General features: G+C 54.9%; 16 protein-coding genes. 8 read left to right on the forward strand and 8 right to left on the reverse strand.

Features of this window, described 5'->3' with window-relative positions:
- Window positions 1-60 precede the first annotated feature (60 nt).
- The gene (ftsY, locus tag H7A79_RS10390; RefSeq protein WP_187000193.1) at window positions 61-1392 is read left to right on the forward strand and encodes a signal recognition particle-docking protein FtsY; all 1332 of its coding nucleotides are present in this window, start codon (window positions 61-63) and stop codon (window positions 1390-1392) included.
- A 131-nt stretch (window positions 1393-1523) separates the two neighbouring features.
- Here the strand turns inward: ftsY and H7A79_RS10395 are convergent, their stop codons facing one another.
- Window positions 1524-3608 (reverse strand): TonB-dependent receptor, encoded by a 2085-nt coding sequence (locus tag H7A79_RS10395; RefSeq protein ID WP_187000194.1) that lies wholly within the window; start codon window positions 3606-3608, stop codon window positions 1524-1526.
- A 673-nt stretch (window positions 3609-4281) separates the two neighbouring features.
- On the opposite strand from H7A79_RS10395, the gene ftsE reads away from it, so the two are divergent.
- From ftsE to prfB, 3 genes are all read left to right on the forward strand, one after another.
- On the forward strand, window positions 4282-4935 hold the full coding sequence (gene ftsE / locus H7A79_RS10400) for a cell division ATP-binding protein FtsE (protein ID WP_135034579.1): 654 nt from the start codon (window positions 4282-4284) through the stop codon (window positions 4933-4935).
- Entirely contained in the window at window positions 4932-5846 is a 915-nt protein-coding gene (ftsX, locus tag H7A79_RS10405) for a permease-like cell division protein FtsX (RefSeq protein WP_377057686.1), read from the forward strand. The genes ftsE and ftsX overlap by 4 nt, the downstream gene beginning before the upstream one ends.
- 129 nt (window positions 5847-5975) lie before the next feature.
- Entirely contained in the window at window positions 5976-7079 is a 1104-nt protein-coding gene (prfB, locus tag H7A79_RS10410; protein ID WP_187001693.1) for a peptide chain release factor 2, read from the forward strand.
- Here the strand turns inward: prfB and H7A79_RS10415 are convergent, their stop codons facing one another.
- The 3 genes from H7A79_RS10415 to H7A79_RS10425 form a co-directional block, all read right to left on the reverse strand.
- Window positions 7080-7259 (reverse strand): hypothetical protein, encoded by a 180-nt coding sequence (locus H7A79_RS10415; RefSeq protein WP_187000195.1) that lies wholly within the window; start codon window positions 7257-7259, stop codon window positions 7080-7082.
- 171 nt (window positions 7260-7430) lie between these two features.
- Window positions 7431-7928, reverse strand: coding sequence for a hypothetical protein (locus H7A79_RS10420; protein ID WP_187000196.1), 498 nt, complete (start codon window positions 7926-7928; stop codon window positions 7431-7433).
- A 41-nt stretch (window positions 7929-7969) separates the two neighbouring features.
- Window positions 7970-9316: a M16 family metallopeptidase gene (locus tag H7A79_RS10425; RefSeq protein ID WP_377057691.1), complete on the reverse strand. Its 1347-nt coding sequence runs from the start codon at window positions 9314-9316 to the stop codon at window positions 7970-7972.
- A gap of 185 nt (window positions 9317-9501) precedes the next feature.
- Between H7A79_RS10425 and H7A79_RS10430 the strand changes: the two genes are divergently transcribed.
- Window positions 9502-10716: a pyridoxal phosphate-dependent aminotransferase gene (locus H7A79_RS10430; protein WP_187000198.1), complete on the forward strand. Its 1215-nt coding sequence runs from the start codon at window positions 9502-9504 to the stop codon at window positions 10714-10716.
- A 628-nt stretch (window positions 10717-11344) separates the two neighbouring features.
- On the opposite strand, the gene H7A79_RS10435 is transcribed toward H7A79_RS10430, so the two are convergent.
- The 4 genes from H7A79_RS10435 to pyrE form a co-directional block, all read right to left on the reverse strand.
- Window positions 11345-11842, reverse strand: a complete 498-nt coding sequence (locus H7A79_RS10435) for a pilin (protein ID WP_281384902.1) — start codon at window positions 11840-11842, stop codon at window positions 11345-11347.
- 35 nt (window positions 11843-11877) lie between these two features.
- Window positions 11878-12528, reverse strand: a complete 651-nt coding sequence (locus H7A79_RS10440; protein ID WP_186999880.1) for an IS1595 family transposase — start codon at window positions 12526-12528, stop codon at window positions 11878-11880.
- Between the two features lie 297 nt (window positions 12529-12825).
- On the reverse strand, window positions 12826-13503 hold the full coding sequence (locus H7A79_RS10445; protein ID WP_281384903.1) for a pilin: 678 nt from the start codon (window positions 13501-13503) through the stop codon (window positions 12826-12828).
- Window positions 13504-13876: 373 nt separating this feature from the next.
- Window positions 13877-14518, reverse strand: a complete 642-nt coding sequence (gene pyrE / locus H7A79_RS10450; protein WP_187000199.1) for an orotate phosphoribosyltransferase — start codon at window positions 14516-14518, stop codon at window positions 13877-13879.
- 442 nt (window positions 14519-14960) lie between these two features.
- Here pyrE and H7A79_RS10455 point away from each other — a divergent pair, with 442 nt between their 5' ends.
- The 3 genes from H7A79_RS10455 (at window position 14961) to H7A79_RS10465 (ending at window position 16792) form a co-directional block, all read left to right on the forward strand.
- The gene (locus tag H7A79_RS10455; RefSeq protein WP_187001696.1) at window positions 14961-15737 is read left to right on the forward strand and encodes an exodeoxyribonuclease III; all 777 of its coding nucleotides are present in this window, start codon (window positions 14961-14963) and stop codon (window positions 15735-15737) included.
- A gap of 104 nt (window positions 15738-15841) precedes the next feature.
- The gene (locus tag H7A79_RS10460; protein WP_187000200.1) at window positions 15842-16255 is read left to right on the forward strand and encodes a hypothetical protein; all 414 of its coding nucleotides are present in this window, start codon (window positions 15842-15844) and stop codon (window positions 16253-16255) included.
- Between the two features lie 3 nt (window positions 16256-16258).
- Window positions 16259-16792: an alpha/beta hydrolase gene (locus tag H7A79_RS10465; RefSeq protein ID WP_187000201.1), complete on the forward strand. Its 534-nt coding sequence runs from the start codon at window positions 16259-16261 to the stop codon at window positions 16790-16792.
- Window positions 16793-16892: the final 100 nt, after the last annotated feature.

Raw genomic sequence — 16892 nt, forward strand, 5'->3', positions numbered from 1 at the left:
ATTACCTGAAAATACGTTACAATCAGGCCTTGAAACCATTTTGAAAACAAGGGAAACCCCATGTTCAGCTTTTTTAAACGCAAAAAAAACCAGAATAATGCCGAACCCGCCGCCGAGCCTGCGCAAACGGGCGCCGCGCCCGATGGGCAAAGCGCCTCCCCGCCGACAGAGCAAGCCTCTTCTTTGCCCGAAACACAGCCGCAAGCCGTTGGGGCACACCCGCCAAACCGTCCTGCCGCCCAACCGGCAGCAAACCCCGCCGACACCGAAACCGGCCTGCCCGGGCAAGACAACCCCAACGCGCCGGCGGCTGAAAGCCATATCAGGCCGTCTGAAAACGAAGCCGCGCCGGCGGCTGAAACCATACCGGCACCCGGCAGCAATGAAACAGCCGGAAGCCTGAAACAGCCCGGCGCCCTTACCGCCGCCGCCATGCCCGCCGCTCCGGCTGCCGCTGCTGCCGAAGCAGGCGAACCCGCTAAAACCGGCTGGGCGGCGCGCCTGAAAAAAGGCCTTGCCAAATCGCGCGACCACATGGCCAAATCGCTGGCGGGCGTGTTCGGCGGCGGGCAGATTGACGAAGATTTATACGAAGAGCTCGAAACCGTGCTGATCACCGGCGACATGGGCATGGAAGCCACCGATTATCTGATGAAAGACGTGCGCAAGCGCGTGTCGCTGCGCGGCCTCAAAGACGGCAGCGAGTTGCGCGGTGCCTTAAAAGACGCGGTTTACGATTTAATCAAACCGCTGGAGCAGCCGCTGGCCATCCCCGACAGCGGCCAACCGTTTGTGATTATGCTGGCGGGCATCAACGGCGCGGGCAAAACCACTTCCATCGGCAAGCTCGCCAAATATTTCCAATCACAGGGCAAATCGGTGCTGCTGGCCGCGGGCGACACCTTCCGCGCCGCCGCCCGCGAGCAGTTGCAGGAATGGGGGGCGCGCAACGGCGTTACCGTGATTTCGCAAACCACCGGCGATTCTGCCGCTGTGTGCTTCGATGCCGTTGAGGCCGCCAAAGCGCGCGGCATCGATATTGTGCTGGCCGACACCGCCGGCCGCCTGCCCACGCAGCTTCACCTGATGGAAGAAATCAAAAAAGTGAAGCGGGTGCTGCAAAAATCCCTACCCGATGCACCGCACGAAATCATCTTGGTGCTGGATGCCAACATCGGCCAAAATGCCATCGGCCAGGTTGCCGCCTTTGATGATGCGCTGGGGCTCACCGGGCTGATTGTTACCAAGCTGGACGGCACCGCCAAAGGCGGCATTCTTGCCGCGCTCGCCGGCAACCGCCCGATTCCCGTGCGCTATATCGGTGTAGGCGAGGGCATAGACGACCTGCGCCCGTTTAGCGCACAAACATTTATAGATGCTTTGTTGGATTAATCCGAACCTCCGCCCGCCCCCTGTTTTTTGCAGGCGGGCGCGGCAAAACCGTTTCAGGCCGTCTGAAAACCGTTTCAGACGGCCTGAGATTTAATGCCGCCAGCGGCTGCGGCAGAATGCGGCTTTGAATGTTAGAAGCGGTAGTTCACACCCAATACATACTCGCGGCCGCGTTCATAGAAGCTGATGCGGGTGGGGTCGTTGCTGAAGCGTTGGCCGTGGCTGCGGTATTTTTTATCACCGATGTTGTTGATGCCGGCGTTGATGTTGAGATTGTCTTTCCCGGTGGGTTTCCAGTTGGCAAAAATATCGTGAACGCCGTAGCCTGCTTTGTGGCCTTTGTTATACGGCGCGCGGCTGCCCGATGTGTAGGCAACGCGCTGGGCATAACGGCCGCGCCAGCCGATTTCGAGATTCGGGTGTGCGAAGCGGTAGGCAAGGCTGGTCAGCCATTGGCGGCCGGTATTCCAAAAGTAAAAAGAGCTTTCATAGTTGTCAGCATCAATCAGCTTCGAGCCGTCATACAGGGTACCGCCGATTTTCGGTTTGACGTAAGACACGCCCGCGCGTGCGGTCAGGCCGCCGTTGCGGTAAACGGCATCCAGCTCATAACCGTGGTTTTTGAGCCTGCCGCCGTTGAAAATGCGCCCCCGGCTGTTGATCGTGCCGGTGCTGTTGCTGATGCCTGCCCACTGGTAGGCGATAACGTCTTTGATGTTTTGTTGGAACAGGCTGCCTGCCACGCTGAAATTATCGTTGCGCCATCTGAAACCGACTTCGGCACGGCGCGCTGTTTCGGCTTTCAAGCCGGCATCAACATCGGCAGCGGCTCCGGCGCGCTCGTTGGCCAGCAGCACTTCGTTAAGGCGGGGCGAGCGGCTGGCTTGGTTGAGCGTTCCGAGCAGGGAGAATGTGGGCGTTACGTCCCAAATCACACCCGCACTTGGGTTGAATTGGCCGCCTGATACGCTCTGCCTGTTGGCTGAATCGAATTTAAAATGGTCATAGCGCAGGCCGGTGGTCAGCGTTACGGGAGCCCAATCCCAAATGCCTTCTATATACATTCCGTAGTCGGTTTTCTTTTCGTCTTGCCGGTCATACAGCCCCAGTATGTTGAGCCATGCACTTTTGTCGGAAGGCCGGGAAGACTCGCGGCGGTAATTGACACCGTATTTCAACGTGTGCCGGTTCCACAGTTCGCTGGCCAGATTAAGGTTGGCACCGGAGGCTTTGGATTGGCTCAACTCAAGCCTGCTGCTTTTCTCATTATCGTTGGGCGCGCCTTTGGGCGGTTTGTAGTCATCGGTTTTGATTTGGAAAATATTGGCATCGATTTTGCTTAAAAAACCGACATCCCGGCCCCGGTAGGCGAGGTTGAAGGTTTCTTCTTTCTGCTCGGTGCCCTCAAAGCCTTTATATTTCGACTGGCTGCCGTTGCCGGTGGAAACAAAGTTGTTGATATTCATAAATTCGGCTTTGTCGGTGCGGCTGCCCTTTTGGTCTTCCTGGCGGTAACTCAGGCGGATACCGTGGTTTTCGTTGAAATCATAACCGAGCTTGGCCAAATAGCTGCGCTGCTTCAGTTTGCTGCCTGTGTTTTTCAGGCCGCTGCCGTCTTTATAGTCATCGTTGTGCAGATAGTTCACGGCCGCCAGCGCATCGAAGCCGTTTTGATACATATAGGCAGCAGCATTACCGCTCCAGCCTTTGTTGCTGCTGACTGTCGAGCCCAGTTTGAAACCGAAAGGTTTGCCATCGAGCAGTAAATCTTTGGCATCAACCGTGGTGACCTTCACGGTGCCCCCCGTTGCGCCGATGCCTGCGCTGGCAGAGCCTGTGCCCTTTTCGACACTGATGGTTTTTACCGAAGCCGGATCAAGTTGAAACCGGCTTTGATGGTGGAAGATTTTGTTGGACTGGCTGGTGTTGTCCACATCCAAATTGATATTGTCCTCCCCCTGGCCGCGGATACTGTAATACTGTGCGACACCGTTGCCTGCGCCGACATTGATGCCTATCTGATCTTTCATAACCTGCTTCAGATCGGTAGCCACTTCTTTATCCAATTGGGCGCGGGAAATGCGGGTCGGCACGGCCGTGCCGACTACTCTAACGGTATTTAACTCAGCCTGTTCCGTGTCGGCATAGGCAAATCCCGAAGCAAGGGCAAGCGCCAGCACGCTCAAACGGAAGGATTTTGGTGCACACAGTTGCATAAACAGACCTTTCTCTATTTGGAACCTACATTAATAATAAAGTAGTAAAACTGCGATCAATCTCATAACCAAATAATTTACACCAAAACCTTATTTATTTAAATAATAATTATTATTATTTAAATTTTAAAAATTCAATAAATTGATTTTAAAATAAATTTACTTGAATTAAACCACCCAGCTAACAGAGCCAGTGATCAATATGGTCACCGGCTTAATGGAAAATCCAGCGTTGTTTACACTTTTCGTTTTTGCCTGAAGAACCATTTTCATATTTTTGAGGATTGCCGAGAATCCCGAAAGACACGGCAAAGCCGCGAAGTTTTTCAGCACACGCCAACATCACCCAACCATCGTTCCGGCAGAAAATAAAAAACTACCTTATAAAGTGTAGGCAATCCGACCCCTCCCCACACAACCATTCTTTAAAACAATAACCGCATCGGCCTCCTGACGACACTGCCAATGCCTGCGCTGCACCGCCTATGCTTATTTCCAACCCGCAGCCCCGGCCACCGCTGTATTGCCCACCACAGGCGTGTAGGCATTTCCCGCAGCGGCAGCCCGCCCGGCTGCTGCATACGGCTGAACCGAGCAACATTATTCGGTATAATCGCGCATAATCTTTCAGACGGCCTGATGCCGTCTGAAACCAACTTTGGCGGACAAACCCATGATTCGTTTCGAGCAAGTTTCCAAAACCTACCCCGGCGGCTTTCAAGCGTTGAAAAACGTCAGCTTCACTATCAGCAAGGGGGAAATGATTTTCGTGGCCGGGCATTCGGGCGCGGGCAAATCCACCGTGCTCAAACTGATTGCCGGCATCACCAAACCCACCCGGGGCAAGGTGTGGATTAACAGGCAGGACACCGGCACTTTAAACGATAACCAAATCGGCTTTATGCGCCAACACATCGGCATCGTGTTCCAAGACCATAAAATCCTCTATGACCGCAACGTGCTGCAAAACGTGCTGCTGCCGCTGCGCATCATCGGCTACGATGCCAAACAGGCCGACAAGCGCGCCCGCACCGCCATCGAGAAAGTGGGCTTGGGCGGGCGCGAGCTTGCCGATCCGATTACCCTCTCCGGCGGCGAACAGCAGCGTTTGTGCATCGCCCGCGCCGTGGTACACCAGCCCAGCCTGCTGATTGCCGATGAGCCTTCCGCCAACCTCGACCGCGCTTATGCCTTGGATATTATGGAACTGTTCAAAACTTTCCACGAAGCGGGCACCACCGTTATCGTGGCCGCGCACGACGAAACCCTGATGGCCGATTACGGCCACCGCATTCTGCGCCTGCAGGAAGGCAGATTCACATCATGAACCCATACCTGTTTCTCCACCTCGATGCCGCCGCCAACGCCGCCCGCCGCCTGCTGAAACAGCCTGTGGGCACGCTGCTGGTTCTGCTGATGCTGGCCGTGGCGATGACGCTGCCGCTGGTGCTTTATCTGGGCGTGCAAAGCTCGCAGGCCGTTATCGGCAAACTCAGCGAGTCGCCGCAGATTACCGTTTATATGGAGCCGGGTGCCGACACAGGCGACACCGAGGCCGTGAAAACCCTGCTCGCGCAAGACAGGCGCATTCAGAAAACCGAATTCGTGAGCAAACAAAAAGGGCTTCAGGAGTTGCAATCGAGCATGGGCGGGCAGGATTTGGTGCCGATGCTCGAGAGCAACCCGCTGCCCGATGTATTTATCGTTACCCCCGACCCCGCCACGCCGCCCGAAGCAATGAAGCTGCTGCAAAAAGATTTGGGCAACCTGCCGATGGTGGAAGAAGCCAGGCTCGACACCGAATGGATGCAGACACTCTACCGAATCAACGATTTCGCACACAAGGTTTTCCGGTTTCTCGCCCTCACCCTCGGGGCAGCTTTCGTTTTGGCGGCGCACAACACCATACGCCTGCAAATCTTAAGCCGCAAAGAAGAAATCGAAATCACCAAACTGCTGGGCGCACCCGCCTCGTTTATCCGCCGCCCCTTCCTTTATTTGGCGGCCTGGCAGAGCGTGTGTGCCGTGGCCGTGAGCCTGGGGCTGTGCGCCTGGCTGGTAGGCGTGTCGAAACAGCCGGTCAGTGAGATTTTCAAGCCCTACGGGCTGAACATCGAATGGCGTTTCTTCTATTTTTGGGAGATAGTGCTTGTGTTTGCCGCCGTGGCCGCCCTCGGCATTGCCGGCGCATGGCTGGCCGCGCAGCAGCATCTTCTGGGGTTTAAAGCCAAACGCTGAACCGCAGCAGCAACCGACACACAGGCCGTCTGAAACCCTTTTCAGACGGCCTTTCACAATAGCCCGCCCCCGTAAAATCCAGTACAATACGCCCCTTAAAGAAAGACCTTATAGCAAGAGAAAACCATGATTGAAGCCGAAACCGTCAACCAATTGAACGCCATGCTGGGCGACCTTGCCGGCCGCAGCAGCGACATCCGCGGCTATCTCGATTACGATGGTAAAAAAGACCGCCTCGAAGAAGTGGTCGGCCTCTCCGAAGACCCCGACCTTTGGAACGACCCCAAAAAAGCCCAAGAAATCGGCAAAGAGCGCAAAGTGCTCGAAGGCATCGTGCTCACGCTCGACAACATCGCCGCCGGCATCGACGATAACCGCGAGCTGCTCGAAATGGTGGTGGAAGAGAACGACGAAGCCGGCTTCGCCGCCGTGCAGGAAGACATCGCCAAACTCGATCAGATGATGGCCGATTTGGAATTCAAACGCATGTTCAACCAGCCTGCCGATGTGAACAACTGCTTTATCGACATCACCGCCGGCGCAGGCGGCACCGAAGCCGAAGACTGGGCGGGCATGCTCTACCGCATGTATCTGCGCTATGCCGAGCGCAAAGGCTTTAAGGTTGAAGTGCTCGAAGAAGACGAAGGCGACATCGCCGGCATCAACCGCGCCACCGTCAAGCTCGAAGGCGAATACGCCTACGGCCTCTTGCGCACCGAAACCGGCATCCACCGCCTGGTGCGCTATTCACCGTTTGATTCCAACAACAAACGCCACACCTCGTTTGCCTCGGTGTTTGTTTACCCCGAAGTGGACGACAGCTTCGAAATCGACATCAACCCCGCCGACCTGCGCATCGACACCTACCGCGCATCCGGCGCGGGCGGCCAGCACATCAACAAAACCGACTCCGCCGTGCGCATCACCCACAACCCCACCGGCATCGTGGTGCAGTGCCAAAACGACCGCTCGCAACACCGCAACCGCGATGAAGCCATGAATATGCTCAAAGCCAAGCTGTTCGAGCTGGAAATGCGCCGGCGCAACGAAGAAAAGCAGGCGCTGGAAGAGGGCAAATCCGATGTGGGCTGGGGGCACCAAATCCGCTCGTATGTGTTCGACCAGTCGCGCATCAAAGATTTGCGCACCTCCTACGAAGTGGGCAACATCAAAGCCGTGATGGACGGCGATTTGGACGGCTTTATCGAAGCCAGTTTGAAACAGGGCGTGTGATCAAGCCGCGCGCGCAGGATAGGCTGCACCAAGATTCAGGCCGTCTGAAAACCATTTTTCAGACGGCCTGAAATGTAGAAAACCCTGCACTTTGCGCTTTGCCGAAAACCACATGGTGAAATTATCAAGCATGGCCGAAAATAACGGCAGGCACAGCAAAACCGTATGGTTTTTGGGCATACGCCAACCCCGCAAGCCGCCGTTTCCGGCAGAAACAAAAAACGCTCAGCATCCATAAAGTGCAAACCCCAGCCTTTACACACCATTTTTAACATTCAACACGCTTCACAGAAATTTATCCGCCCCTCTTCTGCACCGGGCGTAAACCGAAAAAACAGATTGAAATACCGCTTAAACACCCGGATACCGAACATTCGGATTTGCCGCCTGCGCGGAAATCACGGCATTCAGGCCGTCTGAAAAACCATTTTTCAGACGGCCTGAAAAATATTCGGGCAGAGACTGCAGCCTCAATACCGGCCCGGGGTGGTGCGGCCAACATGCCAAGCGGTGAACCGCAAACGGTAAAAGCAATACGGAGCCGCTTTTGCCCGCCTGCCCAACCGCTCTTAAGCTGAAGCAGCGCAACGCCGCAACGGAAACCAAGCGGGCGGGTTTGCCGGCAAACCGGGAAGCCAACCGCCGTATGTTAACGCGGGCAGGCAGGCGTGCGCCCACAAGCACCGGCCGCAAACAGGCCGTCTGAAAAATGGTGTTCAGACGGCCTGAATCTGTGTATCCTGAATCTTTGCATCCCGAATCTTTGGTTACCGCTCCTTTTTTATTGCCGTTACGGCATTGCCGCACTTTTTTCACTGCCTGCCCGGTGCCGGAAAGCAACGGCCTCACGATAACCCGTTGCGGCAGAGCGCACTTTCAAACATTCCCGCTCAACGGCGTTTTATCGGGCGGTAACCAGCCGCAGCCTCAGTCTCCCCCTGCTCCGCGCCCACCACCACGATATTCATATTTTCTGCTTTCACGCGCCGCTGCCAGGCCGATTTGACCTGCCCGGCGGTCAGGGCGGAAACCGCCTTCGGATAGGCTTCGAGATAATCATCGGGCAGATTATAGAAACCGATCAGGCTCAGATAGCCCAGCAGCTTGGCGTTGGTGTCGAAACGCAGGGGAAAGCTGCCGGTGATGTTGGCTTTGGCCTGTTGCAGCTCGGCCTCGGTGGGGCCTTCGGCCGAAAAGTCGGCCAGCACTTTGCGGGCGGCGGCCAGCGCGGCAGATGTGTTGGCTTTTTGGGTGGAGAAACCTATGGTCAGCGGCCCGGCTTCGGAAGAAGGCTCCAAACTGCTCGATGCGCCGTAGGTGTAGCCGTGTTTGTCGCGCAATTCTTTCATCAGGCGGCTGTCGAAACCGCCGCCGCCCAAAATATAGTTGCCCGCCACCAGGGCATAATAATCGGGATCATTGCGTTTGATTAAGGGCATACCCATCACGATTTGCGCCTGTTCGCCGGCAAACGGAATATTCTGCTGTCGGGGCAGATGCTCGGGAACCGCAGGCACGGTGCCGCTTTGGCTGCTGTGCGCGGGTAAACCGTTGAGCGCCTGCCTCACCAAAGCCTCGGTTTGGCGGCGGTCGATGTCGCCCACCACCGCCACCACGGCGTTGTTTTTACCGTAGCGGCTGCGGTAAAACGCGCGGATGTCGTCAAGCGTTATGCGGCGTATGCTGTCCACACTGGTTTGCGCAGGGCGGCCGTAGGGGTGGCTGCCATAATTCAGACGGGCGAGTGCGCGTTCGGCGATAAAGCCCGGGTCGGTTTCCTGCTGTTGCAGCGCGGTGATGCTCTGTTTGCGTATGCGCTCGAACACGGCGGCATCGAAACGCGGCTGCGCGAGCGCCTGGTTGAGCAGGCTCAAGGCCGGTTTGAGTTTGCCCGGCCGGCTCAGGCTGCGCAGGGTAACGGCGGTGCCCTCGCTGCTGCTGTCGCTGCTGATGGCGGCGGCCAAACTGTCGGCCTGCTCTTTAAAGGCTTCTTCGTCAAGCCGCTGCGTGCCGCCCGTCAGCAGCGCGGCGGCAAACCCGGCAACCTCGCCTTTGCCTTCGGGGCTGAAAGCACTGCCCGCCCCTTTGAAACTGATCTGCACATCGACAATCGGATTCTGATGCCGCTCCACCAGCAGCACCTGCGTGCCCTCAGGCGTGTACCAACGCTGGATATCCACGGCGGCATAAACCGCAAGCGGCAGGATTGCCGCAAAGAGAGCGGCGGCGGGTTTCAATAACATGGCGTGCTTTCTGAATCTCTCGGAAAAATGCAAGGTTAAACGTTTTTGAATGCGGCTGTAAAGGCAGAGGCCGTCTGAATACCAACAATAAAACGGCACCATATTGCCGCCGGCATCTTTGCAGCAACCCGCAAACGCGGTACATTTACGGCTTCCGTTCCACAAAGCAAGGCCGCAACATGAACCCCATTCCCAAATCCGCCAAGCTCGACCAAGTATGCTACGACATCCGCGGGCCTGTGCACAAAGAAGCCGTCCGCCTCGAAGAAGAAGGCCATAAAATCTTAAAGCTCAATATCGGCAATCCCGCGCCTTTCGGTTTTGAAGCGCCCGATGAGATTTTGGTGGACGTTATCCGCAACCTGCCCGCCGCGCAGGGATATTGCGATTCCAAAGGCCTGTTTTCGGCGCGCAAAGCCATTGTCCACTATTACCAAACCAAAGATTTGCGCAGCATCACCGTAAACGATGTGTATATCGGCAACGGCGTATCCGAGCTGATTACCCTGTCGATGCAGGCACTGCTCAACGAGGGCGATGAGATTCTGATTCCCGCGCCCGATTATCCGCTGTGGACGGCCGCCGCCACCCTCGCCGGCGGCACCGCCCGCCATTACCTGTGCAGCGAAGAAAACGGCTGGCTTCCCGACACGGCCGACATCGAAGCAAAAATCACCCCCCGCACCAAAGCCATCGTGGTGATCAACCCCAACAACCCCACCGGCGCGGTGTACAGCAAAGAAATCCTGCTCGAAATCGCCGAGCTGGCGCGCCGGCACAACCTGATGATTTTTGCCGATGAAATCTACGACAAAATCCTTTATGACGGCGCGCAGCACCACCACATTGCCGCACTTGCCCCCGACTTGCTCACCATCACCTTCAACGGCCTCTCCAAAGCCTACCGTGTGGCCGGCTTCCGCATGGGATGGATGGTACTCAACGGCCCCAAACACCACGCCCAAAGCTATATCGAAGGGCTGGATATGCTCGCCTCGATGCGCCTGTGCGCCAACACCCCCATGCAGCACGCCATTCAAACCGCGCTGGGCGGCTATCAGAGCATCAACGAGCTGGTGCTGCCCGGCGGCCGCCTGCTGGAGCAGCGCGACCAAGCCTACCAGATGCTCACCCAAATCCCCGGCATCAGCTGCGTCAAACCCCGGGGCGCGATGTACCTTTTCCCCAAAATCGACACGGAAATGTATAACATTCAAGACGATGCCAAATTTATCTACGACCTGCTGCTGCAGGAAAAAGTATTGCTGGTGCAGGGCAGCGGCTTCAACTGGATACGCCCCGACCACTTCCGCGTGGTAACGCTGCCCCATATCCACCAAATCGAAGAAGCCATGGGCAGGCTGGCACGCTTTTTACGGCACTACCGCCAATAACCCCTCAGCGGCGTGCGGAGCAAAGGGCCGGTTTCCCGGCTCTTTTCAATTTTTAAAGCACCGCCGCCGCCCGCTTTGAAAGATGCAACACCGCTTGTTCACAAACAGCATCGCCACCGGTTTGGCGCACGCTCCCCTCCCCCCGCCTGATGGTTTGGTTTGATACGGCAACCCCGCTTTATCTGAAAATCAAAATATGGCGATGATAAAAGGCCGTCTGAAAAATATCTTTCAGACGGCCTGATTATTACTGTCTGCCGATAGCTTTTACCTGCCCGATAGTTTTTACCTGCCCGATAGTTTTCACGGCGTGGCAGCACCCGCCAACGGCATCCGGCAGGACAAACAGGGCCGGCAACGTACCGCAACCACCCCAGCAGCGCAGAGCAGATGCGGCAAACCACGCCCCGCCGCTGCACACCTACCTGATGTTTGATACGGGACAACCCCGCTTTATCTGAAAATCAAAACACGGCAATGATAAAAGGCCGTCTGAAAAATATCTTTCAGACGGCCTGAGGCTCTCTACAGCCCATCAAAAAGCATCGTAAAGTTTAAAAGCCTACCCGCCACCATGCTGGTGCAGGCGTAAATCATACGCTGGTTTCCGCTATGGGCATCGCCGCTGCTACGGGGTCAGAGTTTGAATCGTGCAGTTGGCCACGCTTAAATGCTTCATAGTGGCGTTGGCCAACTCAATCCGGCAATGCCAAGCCCCATCGGTATCGCGGTTGAGCTTGATATTGGTGCCGTTTAACACCGCATTCACATTGCCGCCGAGTGTGGCTTCAATGCCGCCAAACCGCCCGCCGCCTGCATCGATGGTTGCTAAGTTGATGATATTGGAAGCAGGGTTGTCGCCGTTGATGCCGATATATTCGTAGATGCCACCTTGCGGATAAGATTTGCCGTTGTCGGCAGGATTAACCGTGGGGAAACCGCCGCTGGCAAGAATGGTTTCAATAGCGGCTTTGGTAGATGAAAGCTCATACACCGCCCGGGTAAGCTGTGTTTTGGCGGTGTAGTTTTGATAAATGGGCAAAGCAATAGCCGAAATGATGCCGATAATTGCCACTACAATCATCAGTTCGATTAGTGTAAACCCGCGCATTGTGTTGTCAGCCATTTTTTATCCTTAAAGTTAGGGGCTGTCCTAGATAACTAGAATAAATCCTGCTTTACTAATTGTTTTAAAATAGAAATTTGAAATTTTATCTCACTGTTGTTAAAACGCCATTCACACTCTTTCAAATACAGTTCAAAATGCTCTTTGGGAATGCCGTTAAACTTGCGTAAATGGCGTTTTGCTTGGTTCCAAAAGTTCTCAATTCCGTTAATGTGATTTTGTCGCTCAGCAAAATGTGTGCTGTGATTGATCCGAAAATGTGAAAATTCGCTCACATCAAGAACGTCATAACTTTTGTAACAATCGGTATAAACAATGCTGTCAGGCTTCACTTGCTCGCGGATAATTGGCAATAAAGTCGCAGTTTGTGTATTGGGTACGGCAACGGTGTAAACCTTACCATTACGCTTCAAAAGCCCGAATACAGCCACTTTGCCAGCCGCACCGCGACCACGTTTGCCTTTGCGTTGTCCGCCAAAATAGCTTTCATCAACTTCTACTTCACCATCAAGCATTTCCAGATGCGGGCTGTTGTGATAGATAAGTAAGCGCAAACGGTGGAAGTAATAGGCAGCGGTATTTTTATTGACGCTAACTAATTGCGCCGCTGTGCGGGCGGTAACACCTGCAACAAATAGTTCAATCAGTTTGTTTTGCTTGTACTGACTTAAACGACTTTTTCTCATAGGGATTATTCTAACCTGAAGTTAAATTTCCCTAGTTATCTAGTACAGCCCCTAAAGTTAAGCCTGCCGTGTTTCAAATGCGGCATACGCTTTATCGGCGTTTCTGCCAGAATTTCCCGAATGTTTCACTCTTGCCGCTGCATCGGCAGCGTTGTTTTATTTTGTGTATTTAGGTGATACCTTCCAATAAGGCATCAGTCCAAACCCTGTGCGGTAGTTGCCTGTATCGGATAAAAGCGCACCATATTGCTATAGTGCGCTTTTCGGTTAAACCTTAAAAGTTATTAAGGTTGTTGATTAAGGAGTAGCAGTAGCAGAAGTGGCAGAACAACCTGAAGCTCTGTATTTTTCTTTAACAGATGTTGAGCAAGTCCAAGTACCATCGGTGCTACGTGTCCAAGTTAAAGTTTCCTTCTGCAGGTCGGCGGCAGCATTGTTTCCGAATTCGGCAACAATGGTTGCTGTACCGTTATTATTAAGCGTAACCTGCGGCACACCGGTTCCAGTAGCCAGCGTTTCACTGCTTTGGGCGGCACCGGTCAGCAGATTGGAACCGGTCGCGCCGATGTGGCAATTTCCTGCTGCCGATCCTACTGTAAATTTACCGTCTAAAACGCAGGTTTCTGCAACGGTTTTCAGATTGCCTGATTCACCCATCACACGCGCCACTTGAGAGCGGGCGATATAGTTTTGATACATCGGCAGGGCGATGGCGGCCAGAATACCGATAATCGCAATAACGATCATCAACTCGATCAGGGTAAAGCCTTTTTGAATAGCTTTCATGTTAAAACTCCAGTTTAAAAGTGAATAAAATTTATATAGTTGTAAAACCGTAATGTGCTTGGCACGTTGTACTGCAATCAAAAGAAGAAGGAATTTACAGCTTGCCGCTTTTGGCTGCTGCTTCTGCCTGGGCTTGGGCTTGGGCTTGGCCTCTCGCGGTTGCCAGGTATCAAGCAATGCTTGTGCCAAATTATGAAAACGGGGTTTGATATTTTAATAAATAGTTGATAATTAATATTTAAATTTTGTTTCCTTGCTGTGTTAATGCCAAAGAAATTATTCAAACAAATTTCTAACCTAATTTAACATGACGATTTTCGGCAGCAGAATGCCGAAATTGCGAACATAAGGTTTATTTTTTTGTCATGCGCCGTTTTTTGTCAGCGGGCCGGCCTGCACCGGCAGAAATAAGCCGGCAGAAAAAGAGAAAGGCCGTCTGAACATATTTTCAGACGGCCTTGTGTTTCAGACGGCCTTGCCTTCGGCGGAATAACGCAGCCCGGGGTTTCAGACGGCCTGAGCCGGTTTTGCCGGGATTCTGCCTGTCGATAACCCCGCCGTGTTACGCCACGCCGTAGCGTTGGCGGTAGGCGCGCACGGGGTTGAGATATTCGCCGAGTTCGGCATGGTCTTCGAGCAGCGAAAGCAAATCGCGCAGGTTGGCGATGGCCACCACGGGCAGGCCGTATTGCTGCTCCACTTCCTGCACCGCCGATTGCTCGCCCGTGCCTTTTTCCATGCGGTCGAGCGCAATGGCAACGGCGGCGGGGGCGGCACCTTCGGCTTCGATTAATTTCACGGATTCGCGCACGGATGTGCCGGCAGAAATCACATCATCGATAATCAGCACGCGGCCTTTGAGCGGTGCGCCCACCAACACGCCGCCTTCGCCGTGGTCTTTGGCTTCTTTGCGGTTGTAGGCAAACGGCACGTTGATGCCTTTTTCGGCCAGCATCATGGCAGCGGCGGCGGCAAGAATGATGCCTTTATAGGCGGGGCCGAACAGCATATCGAATTGAATTTTGCTTTCGATAATGGCTTGGGCGTAGAAACGCGCCAGCGCAAGGGTGGAAGCGCCATCGTTAAACAGCCCGGCGTTGAAGAAATACGGCGATTGGCGGCCGGCTTTGGTAGTGAATTCGCCGAATTTCAATACTTTCTGCTCAAGCGAAAACTTGAGAAAATCTTGTCGGAAATCAGACATTTGCAAACTTTCTATCACAAAAAAACCGTAAGGATTATAGCAGAGCCGCCGCCGTGCCGGCAGCCCGCGCCTGCGCTCTGATAGCCCGCTTTCGGGCAGGCCGCTCTACAGTCTGAAAAGTGCTTCTACCCGTACAGCCGCAGTTGGTGGTTTCCGGTATGAAAAATCGGAAATTGCCGGAGTGGAAGCCGACCCGGCCGCTGCAAAAGGCGGTTTCTGCACAACCGCGCAGCCGAACCGGGGCGGTTTTAACCACGGCGGCACTCTGTTGGGACAAGCCATCAAAGCCGTTATGGCGTTTTTCTCCACAGCGCGTTCCAACGAATCCTCAGGCCATCTGAAACCAAGCGTTTCAGCGGGTGTTTCAGACGGCTTTTCTTTTTTCAGACGGCCGGAAATTGGGCTACAATCGCGCTTTATCCAACACACCTCAAACCCTATCATGCTGAAAATTATTTCTGCCAATGTAAACGGCATCCGCTCTGCCTATAAAAAAGGTTTTCTCGAATATATCGCCGCCTCGGGCGCAGATATGGTGTGCGTGCAGGAGCTCAAAGCCCAAGAGCCTGATTTGTCGGAAGATATGAAAAACCCGCACGGTATGTACGGCGTGTGGCATTGCGCCGAAAAGCGCGGCTACAGCGGCGTGGCAATATACAGCAAACAGAAGCCCGACAGCGTGCAATACGGCATGGGCATCGAAGAATTCGACCGCGAAGGCCGTTTTGTGCGCGCCGATTTCGGCAATCTGAGCGTGATTTCGCTCTACCTGCCCTCAGGCACCAGCGCGCCGGAGCGGCAGGCGCTCAAATACCGCTTTCTCGATGCTTTCTACCCCATGCTGGCCGAGATGAAAGCGGCGGGGCGCGATATCGTGGTGTGCGGCGACTGGAACATCGCCCACCAAAACATCGATCTGAAAAACTGGAAAGGCAACCAGAAAAACTCGGGCTTCCTGCCCGAAGAACGCGCCTGGATCGGCAAAGTTATCAATAATTTGGGCTGGACGGATATGTGGCGCACGCTCTACCCCGAAGAGCCGGGCTACACCTGGTGGAGCAACCGCGGGCAGGCCTATGCCAACAATGTGGGGTGGCGCATCGATTATCATATGGTAACGCCGGATCTGGCGGCCAAAGCCGTTTGCGCCCATGTTTATAAAGACGAGAAATTTTCCGACCACGCGCCGCTGGTGGTGGAATATGATTATGCCCTTTGATATTGAAAACAACGCGGCCGGCGCAGATTCGGGCTTGAAATCCGGATACCGCGTTAAAAAAACAAGAGGCCGTCTGAAAACGCGTTAAACCCCATGAGCCCGCCATGAACACATTTTTTGCCGCCCTGCCCGTTGCCGCCGCTCCGCCCGTTTGCGCACAAACCTGCCGCAGCCAAAACCCCTACACTTCAGACGGCCACCCCAACCGCAGCCGCTTTGAAGCCGCCGCCCAAACCGGGCGCTGCTTTCAGACGGCCTGCCGCAGCCGGCATTACTCCGGTGCCGCCAAAATCAAACAGCCATATCCAAACCGCTGCAGCAGCTTCCTGCGCATCACCGGGCAGATGCACACACGCAGCGGTTTGGCCGCGAGCCGCAACAACGCCGGCAGCCCGGCAGCCTCTTTGGCCGGGCATATGGTCGATGCCGGCGGCTTTGCCGCGCCGTATGTCTATCGCGAAAGCTACAAACGCGGGCGGCAACACGCCCGCTCCAACCTGAAAGCCTGCGGCGGGTAAACCATGCAAAGCCACGAGCTCGAAGACTTAACCCTGTTGCTGGTACGCGATGCCGATGAAGCCGAAATGTGGATAGACCGCTGGGCGCTGAGCTACCCCACCGTGCGCACGGCAGCGGTTTCGCGCAGCCGGCCTATCGCCGAATGGCAGCAGGCCGTGGGCGCGGCAGTGGGCAGCATCCACAGCCGCAATATTGCCGCCGTTGCCCACGGAGCGGGCATTTCGGGCTGGCTGTCATGGCTTTATCTGGCCGATGTGAATATGCAGAAGCGGGTAAAAAACATGATATTGGTGTCGCCCCGCCAAGATGCGTTTCCCGATGATGCCGACCACACCCTGCAACGGGTGCGCTGCCACTGCCCCAGCGCGCTGGTTATCGGCAGAAACGACCGTGAATGCCCGCAAAAATGGGCGCAACAGCAGGCGCAGCTTTGGGGCGCACGCCTACTGGCCGCCCCGCAACCCGGCCGTCTGAACGGGCATCTGAACGGCTGGCAGTGGGGAATGAAATTGTTGCAGGAAATGTTGCTGAAATAAACGGATATTTTGTACAAACAACAGGCAGAGGCTTTTCAAAGCTTATTTAGGCCGTCTGAAATAACCAATTGTCGTCATACTAATCTCCAACTGCCCTCAT

Origin of the sequence: Neisseria musculi (assembly GCF_014297595.2) — a bacterium.
GTDB lineage: Bacteria > Pseudomonadota > Gammaproteobacteria > Burkholderiales > Neisseriaceae > Neisseria > Neisseria musculi.